Annotated in this window: 20 protein-coding genes; 11 read left to right on the forward strand and 9 right to left on the reverse strand. The window is 62.8% G+C overall.

The window, feature by feature from the left end:
- The 4 genes from EN993_RS15430 to EN993_RS15445 form a co-directional block, all read left to right on the forward strand.
- The coding region (locus EN993_RS15430; RefSeq protein ID WP_127263978.1) for an ABC transporter permease subunit at positions 1-507 on the forward strand (507 nt) is incomplete at its 5' end.
- A gap of 4 nt (positions 508-511) precedes the next feature.
- Positions 512-1669: an amino acid ABC transporter permease gene (locus EN993_RS15435; RefSeq protein WP_109663006.1), complete on the forward strand. Its 1158-nt coding sequence runs from the start codon at positions 512-514 to the stop codon at positions 1667-1669.
- A 24-nt stretch (positions 1670-1693) separates the two neighbouring features.
- The gene (locus EN993_RS15440; protein WP_023761950.1) at positions 1694-2497 is read left to right on the forward strand and encodes an amino acid ABC transporter ATP-binding protein; all 804 of its coding nucleotides are present in this window, start codon (positions 1694-1696) and stop codon (positions 2495-2497) included.
- 115 nt (positions 2498-2612) lie between these two features.
- Positions 2613-3281 carry a TIGR02117 family protein gene (locus EN993_RS15445; RefSeq protein ID WP_127263979.1) on the forward strand — a complete coding sequence of 223 codons (669 nt, stop codon included), beginning with the start codon at positions 2613-2615 and terminating at the stop codon, positions 3279-3281.
- Positions 3282-3587: 306 nt separating this feature from the next.
- Here the strand turns inward: EN993_RS15445 and EN993_RS15450 are convergent, their stop codons facing one another.
- Positions 3588-4832, reverse strand: coding sequence for an FAD-dependent monooxygenase (locus tag EN993_RS15450; RefSeq protein ID WP_127263981.1), 1245 nt, complete (start codon positions 4830-4832; stop codon positions 3588-3590).
- 18 nt (positions 4833-4850) lie between these two features.
- The gene (locus tag EN993_RS15455; protein ID WP_109663012.1) at positions 4851-5096 is read right to left on the reverse strand and encodes a zinc-finger domain-containing protein; all 246 of its coding nucleotides are present in this window, start codon (positions 5094-5096) and stop codon (positions 4851-4853) included.
- A gap of 143 nt (positions 5097-5239) precedes the next feature.
- Between EN993_RS15455 and EN993_RS15460 the strand changes: the two genes are divergently transcribed.
- A complete protein-coding gene (locus EN993_RS15460) occupies positions 5240-7441 on the forward strand; it encodes an RNA degradosome polyphosphate kinase (protein ID WP_109663014.1) in 2202 nt (733 codons plus the stop codon).
- Positions 7441-8976 carry an exopolyphosphatase gene (gene ppx / locus EN993_RS15465; RefSeq protein WP_127263983.1) on the forward strand — a complete coding sequence of 512 codons (1536 nt, stop codon included), beginning with the start codon at positions 7441-7443 and terminating at the stop codon, positions 8974-8976. The genes EN993_RS15460 and ppx overlap by 1 nt, the downstream gene beginning before the upstream one ends.
- 25 nt (positions 8977-9001) lie before the next feature.
- Here the strand turns inward: ppx and EN993_RS15470 are convergent, their stop codons facing one another.
- The 5 genes from EN993_RS15470 to betI form a co-directional block, all read right to left on the reverse strand.
- On the reverse strand, positions 9002-9406 hold the full coding sequence (locus EN993_RS15470; RefSeq protein WP_127263985.1) for a DoxX family protein: 405 nt from the start codon (positions 9404-9406) through the stop codon (positions 9002-9004).
- A 154-nt stretch (positions 9407-9560) separates the two neighbouring features.
- A complete protein-coding gene (locus EN993_RS15475; RefSeq protein WP_127263987.1) occupies positions 9561-9980 on the reverse strand; it encodes a DoxX family protein in 420 nt (139 codons plus the stop codon).
- Positions 9981-10218: 238 nt separating this feature from the next.
- Positions 10219-11616: a class II fumarate hydratase gene (gene fumC, locus EN993_RS15480; protein ID WP_127263988.1), complete on the reverse strand. Its 1398-nt coding sequence runs from the start codon at positions 11614-11616 to the stop codon at positions 10219-10221.
- Positions 11617-11940: 324 nt separating this feature from the next.
- A complete protein-coding gene (locus tag EN993_RS15485; RefSeq protein WP_127263990.1) occupies positions 11941-12699 on the reverse strand; it encodes an SDR family oxidoreductase in 759 nt (252 codons plus the stop codon).
- A 125-nt stretch (positions 12700-12824) separates the two neighbouring features.
- Positions 12825-13463: a transcriptional regulator BetI gene (gene betI, locus EN993_RS15490; RefSeq protein ID WP_109663027.1), complete on the reverse strand. Its 639-nt coding sequence runs from the start codon at positions 13461-13463 to the stop codon at positions 12825-12827.
- Between the two features lie 79 nt (positions 13464-13542).
- On the opposite strand from betI, the gene choX reads away from it, so the two are divergent.
- The gene (choX, locus tag EN993_RS15495; RefSeq protein ID WP_127263992.1) at positions 13543-14481 is read left to right on the forward strand and encodes a choline ABC transporter substrate-binding protein; all 939 of its coding nucleotides are present in this window, start codon (positions 13543-13545) and stop codon (positions 14479-14481) included.
- Positions 14482-14489: 8 nt separating this feature from the next.
- Positions 14490-15302: an alpha/beta hydrolase gene (locus EN993_RS15500; RefSeq protein WP_127264002.1), complete on the forward strand. Its 813-nt coding sequence runs from the start codon at positions 14490-14492 to the stop codon at positions 15300-15302.
- On the opposite strand, the gene EN993_RS15505 is transcribed toward EN993_RS15500, so the two are convergent.
- Positions 15299-16078: an NIPSNAP family protein gene (locus tag EN993_RS15505; RefSeq protein WP_127263994.1), complete on the reverse strand. Its 780-nt coding sequence runs from the start codon at positions 16076-16078 to the stop codon at positions 15299-15301. The two genes, EN993_RS15500 and EN993_RS15505, sit on opposite strands and share 4 nt — an antisense overlap.
- Positions 16079-16171: 93 nt before the next feature.
- Between EN993_RS15505 and EN993_RS15510 the strand changes: the two genes are divergently transcribed.
- Both EN993_RS15510 and EN993_RS15515 read left to right on the forward strand, forming a co-directional pair.
- A complete protein-coding gene (locus tag EN993_RS15510) occupies positions 16172-16852 on the forward strand; it encodes a TetR/AcrR family transcriptional regulator (RefSeq protein WP_127263996.1) in 681 nt (226 codons plus the stop codon).
- A gap of 128 nt (positions 16853-16980) precedes the next feature.
- Complete coding sequence (locus tag EN993_RS15515) at positions 16981-18114, forward strand: metallophosphoesterase (RefSeq protein WP_127263998.1); 1134 nt, start codon at positions 16981-16983, stop codon at positions 18112-18114.
- Positions 18115-18169: 55 nt separating this feature from the next.
- Here EN993_RS15515 and EN993_RS15520 read toward each other — a convergent pair whose 3' ends face one another.
- Entirely contained in the window at positions 18170-18358 is a 189-nt protein-coding gene (locus EN993_RS15520) for a CsbD family protein (protein WP_164757673.1), read from the reverse strand.
- Positions 18359-18547: 189 nt separating this feature from the next.
- Here EN993_RS15520 and EN993_RS15525 point away from each other — a divergent pair, with 189 nt between their 5' ends.
- Positions 18548-19201: a glutathione S-transferase family protein gene (locus EN993_RS15525; protein WP_109663040.1), complete on the forward strand. Its 654-nt coding sequence runs from the start codon at positions 18548-18550 to the stop codon at positions 19199-19201.
- Positions 19202-19645 lie beyond the last annotated feature (444 nt).

Below are 19645 nucleotides of genomic sequence, written 5' to 3' on the forward strand. Positions count from 1 at the left end.
GTCGGGCTGGCGCTGCTCGCCTATGCGCTGAGCGGCTTTCCCCTGACTTTCGACTACCCGAAGCAATCGACTTTCAACCTGACCGGCGGCTTCCAGGTCAGGCCGGAGTTCCTGTCGCTGTATCTGGCGCTGTCCTGCTATACCGCCGCCTTCATTGCCGAGATCGTACGCGCCGGCATCAGGGGCGTCAGCAAGGGCCAGACGGAAGCTGCCGGTGCGTTGGGGTTGCGGCCCGGATCGATCCTGCGGCTGGTCGTCGTGCCGCAGGCCATGCGCATCGTCATTCCGCCGCTGACCAGCCAGTATCTCAACCTGACCAAGAACTCGTCGCTCGCCATCGCCATCGGCTATCCGGACCTGACAGCGACCGCCGGTACGGTGCTGAACCAGACCGGCCAGGCTGTAGAGGGCGTGGTGATCATGATGGTGATCTATCTGGCCATCAGCCTCCTGACCTCGCTTGTGATGAACTGGTTCAACGCCAAGATGGCGCTGGTGGAGAGGTAAGGACATGCAAGAACATGATATGTCCTGGGTGCGCACCGAAATGGTGCTGGCGCAGCCGGCGCCAGCCGGCGTTACGGGTTTCAGTGCGTGGGTGCGCAAGAACCTGATCGCTTCTGCCGGCGACACCATTCTGACCATCGCCGGCATCGCGCTGGTGGCGCTGATCCTGCCGCAAATCATCAACTGGGCGTTCATCAACGCTGTGTGGACGGGACCGGACCGGACCGTATGCGCCACCGTGGCGCAAGGCGGCGTCCAGCCGGATGGCTGGACCGGCGCCTGCTGGGCTTTCGTCAATGCCAAGTTCGGCCAGTTCATGGTCGGGCGCTATCCGATCGAGGAGCGCTGGCGGCCGATCCTGGTCGCCATCTTCTTCGTGGCGCTGCTGGTGCCGATGCTCATCCCGAAAGTGCCGCGCAAAGGGCTGAATGCCATTCTGCTGTTCTTTGTGCTGCCGATCGTCGCCTTCATCCTGCTGGTCGGCGGCATGTTTGGCCTGCCACATGTCGAGACCTCGCTGTGGGGCGGGCTGCTGGTAACGCTCAGCCTGTCCTTCGTCGGTATTGCCGTGTCGCTGCCGCTGGGCATCGTGCTGGCGCTCGGCCGTCGTTCCAAGATGCCGATCATCAAGACGCTATGCGTCGTCTTCATCGAGACGGTGCGCGGCATCCCGCTGATCACCGTGTTGTTCTTTGCCAGCGTCATGCTGCCGCTGTTCCTGCCGGAGGGCGTCAGCTTCGACAAGTTCCTGCGCGCGCTGATCGGCGTGTCGCTGTTTGCCGCCGCCTATATGGCTGAAGTGGTGCGCGGCGGCCTGCAGGCGATCCCCAAGGGGCAGTATGAAGGTGCCGATTCGCTCGGTCTCGGCTACTGGCAGAAGATGTATTTCATCGTCATGCCGCAGGCACTGAAATTGGTCATCCCGGGCATCGTCAACACCTTCATAGGCATGTTCAAGGACACCAGCCTGGTCATCATCATCTCGATGTTCGACCTGCTCGGCATCGTGAAGCAGAACTTCTCCGACCCAAACTGGGCAACGGCGCAGACCGCCAGGTCCGGTCTTATCTTCGCGGCCTTCGTCTTCTGGCTGTTCTGCTTCGGCATGTCGCGCTATTCAATGTTCACCGAACGCCGGCTCGACACCGGCCACAAACGCTAAACAAAAGAACAAGGGGATCCCGTCATGGCCACCGAAAATGCCGTCAGCGCGGAAGAGATCAAGGTCAACGCCGCCAAGATGCAGATTTCCACCACCGATGTCGCCATCGACATCATCGCCATGCACAAATGGTATGGTGAATTCCACGTGCTCAAGGACATCAATCTGAAAGTGATGCGCGGCGAGCGCATCGTCATCTGTGGCCCTTCGGGCTCCGGCAAATCGACGATGATCCGCTGCATCAACCGCCTGGAAGAGCACCAGAAGGGCAAGATCATCGTCGACGGCAAGGAACTGACCAACGATCTCAAGAAGATCGACGAGGTGCGCCGCGAGGTCGGCATGGTGTTCCAGCACTTCAACCTGTTCCCGCATCTGACCATCCTGGAGAACTGCACGCTGGCGCCGATCTGGGTGCGCAAGACGCCAAAGAAGCAGGCCGAGGAAATCGCCATGCATTTCCTCAAGCGCGTCAAGATCCCGGAACAGGCGCACAAATATCCCGGCCAGTTGTCCGGCGGCCAGCAGCAGCGCGTGGCGATCGCCCGCTCGCTGTGCATGAACCCGCGTATCATGCTGTTCGACGAGCCGACCTCGGCGCTCGATCCGGAAATGATCAAGGAAGTGCTGGAGACGATGGTCGGTCTGGCCGAAGAAGGCATGACCATGCTGTGCGTCACCCACGAGATGGGCTTTGCCCGCAAGGTCGCCAACCGCGTCATCTTCATGGATCAGGGCCAGATCGTTGAACAGAACACGCCGGCCGAGTTCTTCGACCACCCGCGCCACGAGCGCACGAAGCTGTTCCTGTCGCAGATCCTGCACTAGGCCTTCGACGGCCACGGGGAGCCCGGCTGAAACACTGCCGGGCTCTTTTGCGTATGGATGAGCAGGAGGCGGGCGATTTGTGTCGCGCCGGAGCGCGTCTGCAGGGCCGCCATTCATGAAAAGACTGGGACGTTTTCTTGGCCTTGTTTTGATTGGGGCTATGCTCGCCGTCGTGCTGGGTACTTTCGTACCGCGACCACTCTGGCAAGCAATCGCCGACAGGCCCGCCACGGCGCACCACATCCTGGTGCTGAAGAACGCCATCCACACGGACATCGCCATTCCGGTCGATGGTAGCGTGCGCCAGCGCTTCCACTTCCTGGTCGACGCCGGCATACCGGCCGACAGTCCGGAGGTCCGCTACATTGTCTTCGGCTGGGGCGGCCGCGCTTTCTACCTGGAGACGCCGACATGGTCTGAGTTGAAGGCGGTGCCGGTGATGAAGGCGCTGACCATCGATGCTTCGGTCATGCATGTCGATGTCGCCGGTGACATCGTCGAATCGCGCCCGGACGTCGCGGGGTTCGACATCGGTGAGGATCGGTTCGCGGCGCTGCTCGATTTCATCGATGCGAGTTTCCAGCGGGGGCCGAAGGGTCCGATCCTTGTTCCGGATGCGGCCTATTCCAGGTTCGACGGCTTCTACGAAGCCAATGGCCATTTCAACGCACTGGTCGGCTGCAACACCTGGACGGCGGCCGCCTTGCGCACCGCCGGCCTGCGCACTGGCTGGTGGAACCCGCTGCCTGTATCGCTTGGCCTGTCGATGCGGCTGTATAATTAGGCGGGGTGCGCGCCGACTTCAGTCTGCTGTGTGCCGACGGATCGCCCTCCGCCAGAACTTTTCGGTCAGCTCAGGAATATCGCTTGTATCGACATCGCTCTCGGGTCGCGCCTTCAAGGCTGCGATTTCCGCTTTCTGAGGCTCTGTTAGTGGAGGTGGATTTGCCGGGTCGAACTTGTACCGGATGAGTTTGGCCATAGTGCTATTTCTACTCGGCGCAGGCGCTGCTGTCGAACGCCAACGTCGCGATCCTTCGCGCCCCCCTCTGTCCTGCCGGACAGAGGGGGGCGCTGTCCCGCCAGCCTGTCAACGCCTGACAACAGCCTCCGGTGCCTGCCAGCCATAGAGCCAGTCCAAATCCGCCGCGAGTTTGTCCGACGAGCGCATTTTCAGGAACAGATTGCGGGCGACCGCCACTGGCCCCGTGGCATGCCAGGCGACGCGGTTGATGGCGCCGCGACGAGCGACCCTGGCGACGCGCGACCGCCGCAGGTTCTCCCAGATTTGAAGACTTTGTGCCGGATCGCCAGGGAAATCGGCAATAATATCGGCAAGCATAGCCGCATCCTCGATCGCCATGGCAGCACCTTGCGCGGCGAACGGCGTCATCGCATGCGCCGCATCGCCGATCAGCGCGATGCCGTCCGGCATTGTCCAGGGCTGGTTCTGTTCGACAGTATGGAGCGGCCAAGTCAGCCACGCCCCAACCATTTCCACCAGTTCTGTAAGACCAGGCGCGGTGCCGCGCATTGCGCTGGCGAGGATGCCGGGATCGGCATGGCCGGACCAGCCCTCGGCAATACGCTCACCTCTGGTGAAGGCGACGAGGTTGAAGGCGTCGCCCTTGCTGACGGGGTAGGCCACCATATGGAAGCCCGGGTGCAGGAAGGTGGTGACGCAGTCCGGAGTGCCGATCGCCGCGAAAGCCTGCCCTGCGGCACTCTGCGCTGCAATGGTCGCGCGCCAAGCCAGTTCGCCGGAAAACCGGCTTCTTGGCGAGGTCGCCCTTTTGGCCGAATCGACAAGTGCGCGCACCGACGACCAGACACCATCTGCGCCGACCAGCAGGAAGCCCTCAGCCTTGATGGTTTTGCCGTCGATCTCGGCCGTCGCCGTGATGCCATCGGGGCCGGTGGCAACGCTGCCGATACGGGCGCCGGTGGTGAGACGGATATCCGGCATCTCGGCAACGCGCGCGGTCAGTGCGCTCTGCAGATCGGCCCTGTGAGCGACGAGATAGGGCGCTTGCCAGCGCGTTTCAGCGGCTTGTCCCAGTGGCACCCGCGCCAGTTCGCGCAGCGTTGCGGCATCCTTCAAGACCACCGCTTCCGGCCGCACCGCTTCCGGCAGCAGATGGTCGAGTACGCCAAGCTGGCGAAGGATGCGTGTCGCGTTGGGAGAAAGCTGGAGGCCGGCACCGGCTGCTTCCAGGCGCTGCGCCTGTTCGAACACCCGAACCGGGTAGCCGCGTTCGGCGAATGCAAGGGCTGCGGTCAGCCCGGCGACACCTGCCCCGGCGATGACAACTTGCCGGGATCGCGTGTCGTTCATCGGGCTTGTCGCGAAGACTCAGGCGGCCTGGTCGATATAGATGCAGCCGGCCGGCAGCGTTTCCGTCGCCTTCAGCTTTGGCGAATAGCGGTAGAGCGTCGAGCAATAGGGGCAGACTTTTTCATTATCGCCACCCATGTCGAGAAACACATGCGGGTGGTCGAAAGGCGGATTGGCGCCCGTGCACATGAATTCCTTGACGCCGATGTCGATTGCCGGGTGGCCCGCATCGTTTTGAAAATGGGGAATGGAACCGCCTGCCATCGTCGTCTCCTTAACGCAGTCTCTTCTGCATCTGGATCATAACAGGCCTCTTTGCAAGATCGATGAAATGAAACTGTCGCAAAAGCCTGTCAGAGGATAAGTTAAGCCGGTTAACCGGCTGAGCGGTGGGAAGAGCAGGAACCATGAACGAACTGAAGCCGGTGCAGAGCGAATTCGTGAACGTCGAGGTGGCTCGTCCGGAGGGCGGCAACCCCGATCGCTTCGTCAACCGGGAGTTTTCCTGGCTGCAGTTCAACCGGCGCGTTCTCGAGGAATCGCTGAACCTCAATCATCCGCTGCTGGAGCGCGTTCGCTTCCTGTCGATCTCGGCCGCCAATCTCGACGAATTCTTCATGGTCCGTGTCGCCGGCCTCGCCGGTCAGGTGCGCGAGGGCATCACGCTGAAGAGCCCTGACGGCCGCACCCCCGAACAGCAGCTCGAACAGCTGCTGCGTGAGGTCGAGCGGCTGCAGGAAGACCAGCAGAAGAGCCTTTCGGCGCTCACCGTGCTGCTCAACAAGGAAGGCATCGAGAGCATCACCCGCGATGCGCTGACCAAGGAGGAGAAGGTCTGGCTGGAAGACCATTTCCAGGAGCAGGTGTTCCCGGTGCTGACCCCGCTGTCGATCGACCCGGCGCATCCGTTCCCGTTCATTCCAAATCTCGGCTTCTCGATGGCGCTGCAATTGCGCCACCGCAAGAATGGCGAAGAGATGAGCGCGCTGCTGCGTCTGCCGGTGGCGCTGAAGCGCTTCATCCGCCTGCCGGACCGCAAGCATCATGTCCGCTTCATCCCGCTGGAAGAGGCGGTCGGCCTCTACATCGGCAAGCTTTTCCCCGGCTACGAGGTCAAGGGCTCCGGCACGTTCCGCATCATCCGTGACAGCGATATCGAAGTCGAGGAGGAGTCCGAGGATCTGGTGCGCCTGTTCGAAACGGCACTCAAGCGGCGTCGCCGCGGATCGGTGATCCGCATCGAATTCGACAGGCTGATGCCTGCCGAATTACGCGACTTCGTCGCCGGCGAACTTGGCGTGTCGTCGAGCCGCATCAGCGTCCTGACCGGACCACTGGCGCTCAGTCAGATCTCCGAAATCGTCGCCGTTCCCCGCGACGATCTGAAATTCACGCCCTACAATCCGCGCTTTCCCGAGCGCATCCGCGAGCATGGCGGCGACTGTTTTGCTGCCATCCGTGAGAAGGACATCGTCGTCCACCACCCCTACGAATCCTTCGACGTCGTGGTGCAGTTCCTGCGCCAGGCGATGGCCGACCCGGAAGTGGTGGCGATCAAGCAGACGCTTTACCGCACCTCCAATGACAGCCCGATCGTGCGCGCGCTGGTCGACGCGGCCGAGGCCGGCAAGTCGGTCACCGCGCTGGTCGAGCTCAAGGCGCGCTTCGACGAGGAAGCCAACATCCGCTGGGCGCGCGACCTGGAGCGTGCCGGCGTGCAGGTCGTGTTCGGCTTCCTCGAGCTGAAAACACATGCGAAAATGTCGCTGGTGGTGCGGCGTGAGGACGGCAAGCTGCGCAACTACGTGCATCTGGGCACCGGCAACTACCATCCGGTGACCGCGCGCATCTACACCGACCTGTCCTTCTTCACCACCGATCCGACGATTGCCCGAGACGTCGCCCAGCTCTTCAATTTCATCACCGGCTATGCCGAGCCGACCGATGAAATGCGGTTGGCGATCTCGCCGTTCACGCTGAGAAGCCGCATCCTGAAGCACATTGCCGACGAGATTGCCCATGCGGTGGAGGGTCGGCCTGCGCGCATCTGGATGAAGATGAACGCGCTCGTCGATCCGATCATCATCGACGCGCTCTATGATGCCAGCCGCGCCGGCGTCGAGATCGACCTTGTGGTGCGCGGCATTTGCTGCCTGCGGCCGCAGGTTCCGGGCCTGTCGGAAAACATCCGTGTAAAATCGATCGTCGGCCGTTTTCTCGAGCACAGCCGCATTTATTGTTTTGGCAATGGTCACGGCCTGCCGTCGGACGAGGCCATCGTCTACATCTCTTCGGCCGATCTCATGCCGCGCAATCTCGACCGCCGCGTCGAGACCATGGTGCCGATCACCAATCCAACTGTGCATGAACAGATCCTTGGCCAGATCATGCTGGGCAACATCATGGACAATCAGCAAAGTTTCGACGTATTGGCTGATGGAACCTCCCGGCGCGTGGTGCTGGAGGAGGGCGAGGAACCGTTCAACGCGCAGGAATATTTCATGACCAATCCGAGCCTGTCGGGACGGGGTGACGCGCTGAAGTCGCATGCGCCCAAGCGCATTGCGCAGTTCAAGCGCCGCAAGAAGAACGCCGCAGCGTCCGGCTGATGCTGTCTGATTCCCAGGGCCGGTTGCAGGACCGCCGACCGCTATCGATCATCGACATCGGGTCGAACTCGATCCGTCTCGTCGTCTATGAGGGACTGGCGCGCTCGCCAACCATGCTGTTCAACGAAAAGATGCTGGCTGGTCTCGGCCGTGGCATCGTTTCGACCGGCAAGCTCGATCCCGAGGCGGTGACCCGCTCGATGGAAGAGTTCCGCCGCTTTCGCGCGCTTTCCGACCAGGCCGGCGCCGAACATATGTATGTGCTGGCGACCGCCGCCGCCCGCGAGGCGATCAACGGTCCCGATTTCATCCACCGCGCCGAGGATGTGCTCAAGACCGAAATCCGTGTGATCAGCGGCCGGCAGGAAGCCTATTATTCGGCGCTCGGCGTCATTTCCGGCTTCCATCCGGCCGATGGCATCGCCGGCGATCTGGGCGGCGGCAGTCTCGAACTGGTCGACGTCAATGGCGAAGCGATCGGTGACGGCATAACGCTGCCGCTGGGTGGCCTGCGCCTGCAGGACATGGCGAAGAACTCGCTGACCCAGGCGGCGAAGATCGCGCGTGACGAACTGGCGAAGGCGAAGCTGTTGAAGGGTGGGCAAGGCAGGCCCTTCTACGCAGTGGGCGGCACCTGGCGAAATCTCGCCCGGCTGCACATGGAAATGACCAACTATCCGCTCGGCGTCATGCACCATTACGAGATATCGGCCGAAAGCGCGACGAACTTCCTCAAGCAGGTGGCCAAAGCCGAGATCGAGAAGGTCAAGGGGATCGAAGGCGTTTCCAAGAACCGCCGTTCGCTGCTGCCTTATGGCGCCATCGTGCTGCAGGAGATCATGGCGGCGATGCAGCCGTCGAAGATCATCGTTTCGGCGCTCGGCGTGCGCGAAGGCTTTCTCTATTCGCTGCTCGACGAGGCCGAGCAAAAGGCCGATCCGCTGATTTCGGCCTCGGAAGAACTCGCCCGCCTGCGCTCACGCTCCGTCACCCATGCGCACGAACTTGTCGACTGGACCGCCAGGACCTTTGCCGCCTTCGGCATCGACGAGACCGAGGACGAGGCGCGCTATCGCCATGCGGCCGCATTGCTGGCCGACATCGGCTGGCGCGCGCATCCGGAATATCGCGGCAAGCAATCGCTCAACATCATCGCGCATGCGTCCTTCTTCGGCGTCGACCATCCCGGCCGCGCCTTCCTGGCGCTGGCCAACGCCTATCGTCACGACGGCATCTTCAACGAAGCCATCGCCCCCGAGATCAAGGCGCTGGCGACGCCACGCTATCTGGAGCGGGCACGGGTGCTGGCGGCGATGATGCGCGTCGTTTATCTGCTGACGGCGTCGATGCCCGGCATCATGCCCAGGCTGAAATGGGAACAGCGCGGCAACGGCGTGCTGGCGCTGGTCTTGCCGGCGTCGCTGGCCGATCTCTATGGCGAACGGCCGGCCGGGCGACTGGCGCAACTGGCCAGGATAACCAACCGCCGGCTGGTGTTGGCCGTCGAGGGCGGTCCCAGCATATCGGTCAAATAAATAGAGCGTCTCGGTGAAGTCGGCGTTACGCCAAACCACGCCCGTCGACCGACCAGGCGCCGGCGCCGGCCATCGCCAATGCCAGGAAACCGCCCGATATGGCGATGTCCTTCATCAGCATCTGCTGGTGCAGGAAGGCGAGCATCGCGTCGCCGCCACCCTGGCCGTAATGGCCGATGAAACCGGCAGCGATGCAGAAGGCGGCAAGCAGCAGCGCTATGATCCGGGTCTGGAAACCGACCAGGATGAGCAGTCCGGCGATCAGTTCGAACAGTCCCGTGCCCCAGGCGGCAAGCGTCGGCAGCGGCAGGCCGAGGTCGGCGAAATAGCCAGTCGTGCCGGCAATGTCGCTCAACGCTTGGAAACCGGAGGGCACGAACAGGGCGGCGAACAGCAGCCGGGAAAGCAGGAGCAGCGCGTTGCGGGGCATGCGTTCACCTCCGTTGTCGGGTCGGGCCGGGCGGTTGTGCCAATTCCGACGCAGCGACCCTAGCAGGAATCGGCTGGCTGGGACGCCTGCACAGACAACGAAAGAGGGGCGCGGAAAATTCCGCGCCCCTCTTTTGATTGTTGGTGGTCGTGGCTCAGCCGCGCTTGGCGTCGATCGAATAGGAGCCGGCGCCCGAGGAGGCCAGCAGGAGGAAGCCGCCCGCGATGGCGAGGTTCTTGAGAAACTGGATCATCTGCATCTGGTCAGCCCAACCGGTGTGGGCGACCAAGCCGGTAGCGACGGTGAAGATCGCGAGCACCCAGGCGACGATCCGGGTCTGGAAGCCGACGAGGATGGCGAGGCCGCCGAGAAGCTCGATCAGGCCGACGACAGTGGCCGTCACGGTCGGCAAAGGCAGGCCGAGGCTGCCGAAATAACCGGCCGTGCCGGCGATGGCGGTGAGCTTGCCGAAACCTGAAAGCAGGAAGATGACCGCGAGTAGGACGCGGCCGAGGAGGATGGTGGTCGAGGCATTGGACGTGCCGGAACCGGCGACTGAAGTGTTGATGGACATGGTGGTTCTCTCCGGGAGGGGTTGATACCGGTGAGATAGAGCACTCGGACTGTTCACCAAAGCCGCCAGAGTGGCGACACATTGTTCACAGTACTTACATTTCTGTGATCGGGCGGCTTGCGCAAAATTCGCGTCGGGTCAGATCGCGACGGTAGTAAATTCTCCCGTCGCGAAATGTCGGGTTTCTGGCTGACGCAATTCCGGACGGAAAACCGCAAGACACTTTTCCTGGAATTGCTTAACCCGGATGCGTCATGTCCTCCGGCCGCACCAGCCGGTCGTAATCGGCCTCGCTGACCAGCCCGGTGGCGAGCGCTTCCTCGCGCAGCGTGGTGCCCTTCTTGTGCGCGGTCTTGGCGATCTTGGCGGCATTGTCGTAGCCGATGGTCGGCGCCAGCGCGGTCACCAGCATCAGCGAGCGGTCGAGCGCCGCCTTGATGTTGTCTTCGCGCGCTTCGATGCCGACGACGCAATTGTCGGTGAAGGAGACCGAGGCGTCGGAGAGCAGCTGCACCGACTGCAGGAAGTTGTAAGCCATCAGCGGGTTGTAGACGTTGAGCTCGAAATGGCCCTGGCTGCCGGCGAAGGTGAGGGCAGCATTGTTGCCGAACACCTGCACGCAGACCTGGGTCATCGCCTCGCACTGGGTCGGATTGACCTTGCCCGGCATGATCGACGAGCCCGGCTCGTTTTCCGGCAACGAGAGTTCGCCGAGGCCCGAACGCGGGCCGGAACCGAGGAAGCGGATGTCGTTGGCGATCTTGAACAGCGCCGCGGCCGCCGCGTTGATGGCGCCGTGCGAAAACACCATGGAATCATGGGCTGCCAGCGCCTCGAACTTGTTCGGCGCGGTGACGAAGGCGATGCCGGTAATGGTGGCGATGCGATCCGCGACTCGTTCGGCGAAGCCGACCGGCGCGTTGAGGCCGGTGCCGACGGCGGTGCCGCCCTGCGCCAGTTCCTGCAGGCCGGGCAACGTCAGCTCGATGCGTTTGATCGACGAGGCGACCTGGGCGGCATAGCCCGAAAATTCCTGGCCAAGCGTGAGGGGGGTGGCATCCTGCGTGTGCGTGCGGCCGATCTTGATGATGTGCGCGAAGGCCTTGGTCTTGGCTTCAAGTGCCTTGTGCAGGTGTTTCAGCGCCGGCAAGAGGTCGTGCACGATGCGCTCGGCGCAGGCGATGTGCATGGCCGTCGGATAGGTGTCGTTCGACGACTGGCTCATATTGACATGGTCGTTGGGATGCACCGGCTTTTTGGAGCCCATGACGCCGCCCAGCATCTCGATCGCCCGGTTGGAGATCACCTCATTGGCGTTCATGTTGGACTGCGTGCCCGAGCCGGTCTGCCAGACCACCAGCGGGAAATGGTCGTTGAGCTTGCCGTCGATGACCTCTTGCGCCGCCTCGACAATCGTCTTGCCGATCGCCGGGTCGAGCCGCTTGAGCTCCATGTTGGCTTCCGCCGCCGCCCGCTTGACGATGCCCAGCGCGCGCACGATCGACGCCGGCTGTTTTTCCCAGCCGATCTTGAAATTGCCGAGGGAACGCTGCGCCTGCGCGCCCCAATAGCGATCGGCGGCGACTTCGATCGGGCCGAACGTGTCGGTTTCGGTTCTGGTCTTTGCAGCGGTCACGGGTCTCTCCTTGTCGAAGTCGGCAACGGCGTATCGCGTTGCACAAACGGCTTCAAGCGGAGAATGCGGGCGGCAAGGATGCAAATCGGTTGAAGGTGATCTCCCCCCTCGAGGGGGAGATGTCGCCGAAGGCGACAGAGGGGGTCGGTGCGTCCCGGCGCAACTCCCCTAGCTGCCGCAACAGGCTGGCGCTTCACGCGAGGCGACCCCTGGACCGGCCCTTCGCTATCGCTCCGGGCGTTCGTCGTTCGGAAAGCCAAGCAATTGGCTTCCCGTCCGCTACGCGGACCGCTTCTCACCCCCTCAACGGGGGAGAAAAGCTCCTCACCCCGCAGTATAGCCACCATCGATCGAAAAAATGCCGCCGCTGGTCCACGCCGCCTCTTCGCTGGCCAGATAGACCGCGATACCGGCCAGATCGTCGGGGCGGCCGATTCTGCCAAGCGGATAGCTGCGCTCGACATAGGCCTTCAGCTCCGCCTTTGCCTCGGCCGGCAAATTGTCGACGGTCTTGCGTCGCATGGCGGTGTCGACCGTGCCGGGCGCGATGGCGTTGACGCGGATGCCGCGCGGGCCGAGTTCGAAGGCCAGCGATTTGGTCAGCGAGTTCAACGCGCCCTTCGACAGCGAATAGAGGCTCGACGGACGCTTCGGGATCATCTTGTTGGCGAAATAGGACGAGATGTTGATCACCGATGCGCCGGTTGCCAGATGCGGCAGCAGGCCCTGGGTGAGGAAGAACACGGCCGTCACATTGAGCGCGAAGGATTGCTGGAACTGCGCCTCGCTGACGGTCTCGAACGGCATCAGGAAAGCCACACCGGCATTGTTGACGAGGATATCGAGAGGCCTGCCGGGCCTTTTCACGTGCTCGACGACGGCTGCGATGCCGGCCGATGTGGCAAGATCGGCCGACAGCGCCTCGATAGTGCCGCCGAGCTGCTTGCGGGCGGCGTCGAGCTTCCGGGTGTCGCGGCCGACGATCAGGACGTCCGCGCCCTCGCGCGAAAAGGCCTCGGCGATCGCCAGGCCGATACCGTCCGACCCACCGGTGACCAGCGCGCGCTTGTTGTGAAGTCTCATTCGACGCCCCGAGGGATTTCTGCCTCGTCGAGAGCACCGTATAGTGGCGGCCGCGGTCAAGCCGTCGGCCTATCCCCCGGTATGAACTTCGACCGCTGCCGGCCGGCAGGTCAGCCGAGGCCGGTTTACGCGCCGGCGGTCGCAAGCTCCCGCAGGGCCAGCCGGCCCGCGATATAATTCTTGACCTGACGGACGGCCTGTTCGCGCGAGACGCTGCCCGGCTGCAGGCCGAGCCGCAGCCAAAGCCCATCGATCAGCGCGGTGACGCCAAGCGCGATGTCGTCGGCATCCGCCGGCGAGGCGAGGCCGCGCAGGCCCGACAACAGGTTAGAGCGCATGCGCGCATGGATCACTCTTTGGATACGGGCCATCTTCTCGTCGCGCGGCACCTCGGCGCAGAGCGACAACCAGGCATGGCACAGAGGCGGCTGGAACAGATGCTCCTCGAAATTGCCCTCGATCACCGCATCCATGCGCTCCATCGGGGTATGCGCCCGGCGAAGCCGCGCGATCACCGCTTGGCACAGGACGGCGTTGGCCTCGCGCATCGCGTGTTCGAACAATTCCTGCTTGTTGCGGAAATAGTGCAGCACGATGCCCTTGGAGGCGCCAGCCTGGGCCGCCACCTTTTCCAGTGTCGCGCCGGCAATGCCTTCGCGCTCCAGCACCGCGAAGGCCGCCTGCCGCAGCTCCTTGCGGCGTATCTCACTGAGGCGCTTGAGTTTCACGGGATCGGTCCATGCATCGCGAATCCACGTTGACATTTTCGCCCGCTTAGATCAAGAATTGACCCATGGGACAATAAAAAGACCAATTGGTCAATTTGACAATGAGGAGAACCGAATGTTCCGCATCCTTGCAAATGGCGTCTGTCTTGCTGCCCTCATGTTGGCCTCTCATGCGGCCCAGGCGGCCGAAGCCGAGCAGTGCAGCACTGTGCGCATGGCCGAACCCGGTTGGAACGACCTTGCCTTCACCACGGGGGTCGCCAACGTCCTTTTGCAGGCGCTCGGCTATCAGCCGCAAAGCCAGGTACTCGGTATCAACGTCATCTACGAGGGCATGAAGAACAGGGATCTCGACCTGTTCCTGGGCTACTGGGATCCGGCCATGGTCACCTATTACGAGCCTTACAAGAAGGACGGCTCGATCGAGAATGTGCGCGTCAATCTCGTAGGCGCCAAATACACATTCGCCGTGCCGACCTATGTCTGGGATGCCGGCGTTAAGGACATCTCCGACCTGCACAAGTTCGCCGACAAGTTCGGCAAGAAAATGTACGGCATCGAGCCCGGCTCTAACCAATTGATGATGGACGCCATCGCCGATCCCACCTTTGGCCTGGACGGCTGGCAGGTGGTCGAGTCCAGCGAAGCTGGCATGCTTTCGGAGGTCGGCTACGAGATCAAGGAAAAGCAGTTCATCGTCTTTCAGGGCTGGGCGCCGCATCCGATGAACACGATGTACGACTTCAAGTACCTGACCGGTGGCGACAAGTTCTTCGGCCCGAACTTCGGCGCCGCGACGGTGACGACGCAGGTGCGCAAGGGCTATCTGCAGCAATGCCCGAACGTCGCGCAGTTCTTGAAGAACCTCGCCTTCGACATCGATTTCGAGAATGTCGGCATGGGCTATCTGATCAATGATGGCATGAAGCCGGAGGACGGGGCGCTGAAGGCAATCACGCTCAACAAGAACCGCCTCGACGCCTGGCTCGCCGGCGTCACCACTTTCGACGGCAAGCCGGGCCTTGCCGCGGTCAAGGAAAAGCTCGGCCTGTGAGACCGGCGGTGCTGGATGCTTTGCCGGAGCAGGACGCCTGGGCCGGCCGCAAGCAGTTCGTCACGGTCGGCGATCTCGACATTGCCTATATCGAGATATCGGGCGCCGAGCCGGCGCTGCTGTTGGTGCACGGCTTCACCGATACCAGCCGCAGTTTTTCGCTTCTGGCGCCATATCTGGCCGGCCGTCGGCTGATCATGCCGGATCTGCGCGGCCACGGCGCCTCGCAAACGGGCAAGAACTGCGGCATCGCCGATTTCGCCGACGATATTGCCGGGCTGATCCTGCGCTTGCGGCTCGACCAGCCGGTCGTCGTCGGCCATTCTCTGGGCGCCATGGTGGCTATCGCATTGGCTGGGCGACACAGGGAGCTGATCGGCGGGCTGGTGGTCCTGGCCGGCACGTTGAAGCCCGATTTCGCGCCGGATCATCCGCTGGTTGCGGGCGTTCAGGCGCTGCGCGACCCGATCTCGCCGGCCGATCCGTTCTACGCCTGGTGGCATGCCTGCCGACCCGGCGTGCCCCCAGCCTTTCTCGCCGGCCTGGCGAAAGACGCCTCGGCGATGCCGGCGCCGCGCTGGCGCGCGATTCTCGAGGAAATCCGCCGCGCCGATCTGACCGACGCGGCGCGAGCCGTGCAGGCCCGGACGCTGATCATCGCCGGCGCGTGCGACCCGCTGTTCGGCGAGGCGCACCAGCAAGCGTTGCAATCCGCTCTTCCCGGAGCCATCTTTGTCCGCGCCGAGAACTGTGGCCACAACCCGCATTGGGAAGATCCGGCCCTTGTCGCAAAGGCCATCCTCAAGGCATTTGAAGTCTAACGCCCGACCAACGATTGCGATGTGGGCGACAGCCGCAAAGTCTCCGTTGGTTTGGTCAGGCCGAGCCGCGCGGCCTGCCAAAACGCCTGCCATACCGGTGAGGCGGCGAGGGCGGCCTGGTGGTGGGCATGCGCCTCTGCGCTGTCGAAGCCGGTGACGGACAGGAAGACGTTTCCATCAGCCCGTACCGGCAGGCGCGGAAAACTGTTTTCGGCGTGCTCCGTAACGAAAGCAGCGAGCAGACGTGCGTCTGCCGTCGTCAGGCACGCCGTCTCAGCCTCGAAGCGATTGGCGAAATCAACCTCCGTGCCGGGCTGCAAATGATGAATCTCGATGACAACGATGCCAGGCAGCGGCTTGTTTCGAATGGGCTTTTCGTCGGTGCCCAGGCTTGGCCGCTGCGCGCCCGCGAGGTCGAAGCCGGCGCCCGGCCAAGCCGGCTTGAGCGGCAGCACATCGTCGGAATCGATCATTGTCGCATTGGCGGCATGGCTGTGCGCCGCCCAGACCGGCCCGCCATAGAAATCGGCGAGAGCGTTTTTCCGCGCGACCATGCCGTCGAAGCCGCGCATCCAGACGAACATGTCTGGGCGGTCGAGATCCCGGAACTGGCCGATGATGGTCATTCCGGCGTCCTCCTGGCCCTCGATCAGTCTGCCGTCGAAGATGTCGATGAGCGTATCGCGCCGGCCGGGCTTCAGTGTGTATTGCCGCAGCTCGACGACAGGCGAGGCGCTCACGGCGGGTTTCGGCGGGGCATTCAGGGGCATGTTCATCCGTCTCTCCAAAACAGGGTAGTCATCCTGTTTTCAAAACAGACCGGTTGTCCTGTTTTGTCAATATGCTAATGTCCGGCAATGTCAGCAGAGATGACCGTTCGACCAAAACCGCGCCCAGGAAAACGCATCAACGACCCTGAAGGCATGCGCCGGAAGGTGCTCGATGTCGCTGAGGTCGCGTTCCAGGCGCGCGGCTATCATGCCTCTAGCTTCGGCGACCTGATGGCGGCGGCGGGTGTCAGCGGTGGCGCGTTGCATCACCATTTCCCGACCAAGAAGGCGCTGGCGCTGGCGGTGATCGACGAGCGTGTCGCCGCAGCGGTCGAAGAGACATGGATCGCGCCGGTGCTGGCGGCCAGCACTGCACGCGAAGGCGTGCGCGCGGTGTTCGAGGCCGTGGCGGCGGAGTTGGAGCAGCAGGGTTTCGTGCGCGGCTGCCCGCTCAACAATCTGGCGCACGAACTGTCGCTTGCCGATCCGGATTTCCGGATTGCCCTTGCCGGTATTTTTGCCGGGTGGCGGCGGGCGATTTCCGACAAGCTGCGAGCCGACCAGCAGGCGGGCAGGGATGAGGACACAGATCCCGAGCGCTTCGCCGCGCTGGCGGTCGCCGCCTATTCCGGGGCGATGTCGATGGCCAAGACGGCGCAGGATGCGAGCGTGCTGCGGGATTGCCTGGCAGGACTGGAGCGGAGCGCGCTGTCATCATCGCAGGGCGGATTGGCAGCCAGGCGCCGCCGCAGGGTGCTGCTACGACCAAGAACCCTTTGATACCGCAGCGACGAGGGATTTCGACGCGGCCGCTTTGACGTTGCGGCGCTACCGAGCGAGCGGCGGCGGTGTCGATGCGTGGCGACGGCAACTGGACGGCAGGGGGCCGCCTGTGCTGAATTTCGCGCATGATGACTCGCTTGCCGATCCACTCGATTTCCCGGCGCAGCCTGCTGAAGCAGATGGCAGGATTTGCCGCGGCCGGCGCATTTTCGCGTCCGGCATTCAGCCAGACCGGCCAGCGCGTCCAGTCCATCGACGCTACCTTCCTGTTCATCGCCGATGTCCATGCCTGCCGCATGGCGAGCGGGTTGAGCCCCAACTGCCTGCAGGAAGGCAAGACCGACGCCGCGCTGCTGCGCAACGTGGCAGCGCTCAACGATCTTGGCGACAAGGACTGGCCGGTCGAGATCAACGGCGTCGCCACCGGCCTGCGCTCGGCGGGCAGCCGCATCGGCACGCCGCTCGGCCTCGTCGTCGGCGGTGACATGACCGATGACGGCGGCGGCCAGATTACGCAGCCGAGCGAGGGCACCCAACTGCTCCAGTTCAGCCAGCGCTACCAGCAGGGCGTCGGCCCGGATCGCGTGCACATGCCGGTTTATGTCGGGCTCGGCAACCATGATCTCGACCAGAACGGGCCGCCGCACCATGTCGACTGGTACCGACGCGAACTGCGCGACTATGTCGAGGTCAACCATCGCGCCGGCGTGTTCTTCAAGCCGCCAGTGCCGGCCACCGACTATGATGTCGACACCGACTGCTATTCCTGGGACTGGGGCGGCCTGCATCTGATCCAGACGCATCGTTTCGCCGGCGACACTGGCCATGGCGCCGAGAGCAGCCTGCCATGGCTGAAGCAGGATCTGGCGACCTATGCGGCGGACGGCCGTCCGGTCATTCTGTTCCAGCACTATGGTTGGGACATTTTCTCGATAGAACGCTGGGATGCCGCCAAAAGGCACTTCGACGATGACGGCGCTGGCGCGCCGCATTGGTGGAGCGAGGCCGACCGGCAGGCGCTTCTGGCGGCGCTCAAGGGCTACAATGTCGTCGGCATCTTCCATGGCCACCAGCACGAAACGCCGCTGATCTATCGCCGTGACGGGCTCGATCTGTTCAAGCCGAAGGCCGCCTATATGGGCGGTTTCGCACTGGCCAGGGTGACTAGCGACGGCATGGATGTGGTGCTGGGCGAGGCGACCGGTGATCATGGCGAGGTCGCCTTCACCTATGCTTTCAGCAAAGGCTGGAGCACATGAAAAAGGCGGCCCTCGCGACCGCCTTTCCCAATAAAAGAGCGTTCTCGATGTCGGATCAGAGCGCCTTCTTGACCTTGTCCTTCACGTCGCCATAGGCCTTCTGCACCTTGCCGGCGATCCTGTCGGCCGTGCCTTCAGCCTGGGTCTGCCTGTTGCCGGTTGCCTTGCCGGCGGCTTCCTTGATCGAGCCCTTGATCTGCTTGGCCACGCCCGCGACCTGATCCTTGTTCACCATTTTTCGCATCTCCTGGGAGTTTTGAATTCGGCGGAATTCATCCGCGAAAGCAAACGAGCCGGTGTCGTTTAGGTTCCACGCGTTCCCGGTCGACAGGTGAGCTCGGGCAGCCGCTTCCTGTGGCAAGGCGGGCAGGCTATAGGCTGGTGACGCGCGCCGACCAAAGGATTTGGGTGATCGCGCATGCGGGGGAGACAAATGGCTGAATTCACACTCTTCATCGGCAACAAGTGCTTTTCCTCATGGTCGCTCCGGCCATGGGTCGCGATGAGACATCTGGAAATCCCGTTCGAGGAGGGTTTCGTGCGGCTGCGCACGCCTGAGACCTTTACCAATCTGGCGAAAGTGTCGCCGACCGGCCAGGTGCCCGTCTTGAATCACAATGGCAAGATCATCTGGGAAACCCTTGCCATCCTTGAATATCTGGCTGACCTGTTTCCGGAAAAAAATCTCTGGCCGGCCGATATCGACGCCCGCGCACTGGCGCGCTCTGCCGCGACCGAGATGCATTCCGGTTTCCGTGAAGTTCGCTACGGCTGGCCGATGAATTTGCGTCGGCCGAAGGGCCATAAGCCGCTCGATGCCGAAGGCGAGGCGCAACGCGAGCGCATCGAGGCGTTGTGGCGCGAGTGCCGGGAAAAATACGGCAAGGGCGGTCCGTTCCTGTTTGGCCATTTCACCGCGGCCGACGCCATGTATGCACCGGTCGTGACCCGCTTCGACACCTATGGCGGCACGCTTGCGCCGGATATGCGAGCCTATGTCGATGCCGTGCTGGCAACGCCGGCGATGCGGCACTGGTATGCCGAGGCGGCCAAGGAGACGTGGCCGGAACCCGGCCCGGACGAATAGGTGATCCAAACGAAAACGCCCCTCGCACCTTTTATCGTGCGGGGGGCGTCTTTGCCATCAACCTTTCTTCGATTGCTCTCATGAATTGCTGATGACACGGAATAAATGCGCGTTTGCGCAGATGGTTCCCGGATGCCGCGAAATTTTTTTGAGTTGGCGCAAGCGCGCCGTTTGGCGTCCGATTTGCCGTCATGCCAGGTGTTTTGGCCAGGTGTTTTGGGAGAATTGCGCAGGTGTGGCGGATGCAGATTTGACAGCGCGCCAAAAGAAGCCTAAAAGCATTTCGTCGATATTTGTTTGACTGACTTTTGTTATCCGCGCTTTCGAGCGCGCCTTTGACGAACTTCCCACATCAAAAATCGGGACAAACGACGTTGTGCATCCGCATGGCGTCGAACGAATATTTGCCATGGAAAGGGTTCGTCATGAGCACCGGCACAGTTA

The sequence above is a fragment of the Mesorhizobium sp. M7D.F.Ca.US.004.01.2.1 genome (genome assembly GCF_003997785.1).
GTDB classification, from domain to species: domain Bacteria; phylum Pseudomonadota; class Alphaproteobacteria; order Rhizobiales; family Rhizobiaceae; genus Mesorhizobium; species Mesorhizobium loti.

Bases quoted from the DNA above. Each gene is read 5' to 3' on its own strand.
- EN993_RS15455 (WP_109663012.1), bottom strand. From the start codon at position 5,096: ATGGCAGGCGGTTCCATTCCCCATTTTCAAAACGATGCGGGCCACCCG.
- EN993_RS15440 (WP_023761950.1), top strand. From the start codon at position 1,694: ATGGCCACCGAAAATGCCGTCAGCGCGGAAGAGATCAAGGTCAACGCC.
- EN993_RS15460 (WP_109663014.1), top strand. From the start codon at position 5,240: ATGAACGAACTGAAGCCGGTGCAGAGCGAATTCGTGAACGTCGAGGTG.
- EN993_RS15450 (WP_127263981.1), bottom strand. From the start codon at position 4,832: ATGAACGACACGCGATCCCGGCAAGTTGTCATCGCCGGGGCAGGTGTC.
- EN993_RS15515 (WP_127263998.1), top strand. From the start codon at position 16,981: ATGATGACTCGCTTGCCGATCCACTCGATTTCCCGGCGCAGCCTGCTG.
- choX (WP_127263992.1), top strand. From the start codon at position 13,543: ATGTTCCGCATCCTTGCAAATGGCGTCTGTCTTGCTGCCCTCATGTTG.
- EN993_RS15445 (WP_127263979.1), top strand. From the start codon at position 2,613: ATGAAAAGACTGGGACGTTTTCTTGGCCTTGTTTTGATTGGGGCTATG.
- ppx (WP_127263983.1), top strand. From the start codon at position 7,441: ATGCTGTCTGATTCCCAGGGCCGGTTGCAGGACCGCCGACCGCTATCG.
- EN993_RS15470 (WP_127263985.1), bottom strand. From the start codon at position 9,406: ATGCCCCGCAACGCGCTGCTCCTGCTTTCCCGGCTGCTGTTCGCCGCC.
- EN993_RS15520 (WP_164757673.1), bottom strand. From the start codon at position 18,358: ATGCGAAAAATGGTGAACAAGGATCAGGTCGCGGGCGTGGCCAAGCAG.
- EN993_RS15475 (WP_127263987.1), bottom strand. From the start codon at position 9,980: ATGTCCATCAACACTTCAGTCGCCGGTTCCGGCACGTCCAATGCCTCG.
- EN993_RS15510 (WP_127263996.1), top strand. From the start codon at position 16,172: ATGACCGTTCGACCAAAACCGCGCCCAGGAAAACGCATCAACGACCCT.
- EN993_RS15485 (WP_127263990.1), bottom strand. From the start codon at position 12,699: ATGAGACTTCACAACAAGCGCGCGCTGGTCACCGGTGGGTCGGACGGT.
- EN993_RS15435 (WP_109663006.1), top strand. From the start codon at position 512: ATGCAAGAACATGATATGTCCTGGGTGCGCACCGAAATGGTGCTGGCG.
- betI (WP_109663027.1), bottom strand. From the start codon at position 13,463: ATGTCAACGTGGATTCGCGATGCATGGACCGATCCCGTGAAACTCAAG.
- EN993_RS15505 (WP_127263994.1), bottom strand. From the start codon at position 16,078: ATGAACATGCCCCTGAATGCCCCGCCGAAACCCGCCGTGAGCGCCTCG.
- EN993_RS15525 (WP_109663040.1), top strand. From the start codon at position 18,548: ATGGCTGAATTCACACTCTTCATCGGCAACAAGTGCTTTTCCTCATGG.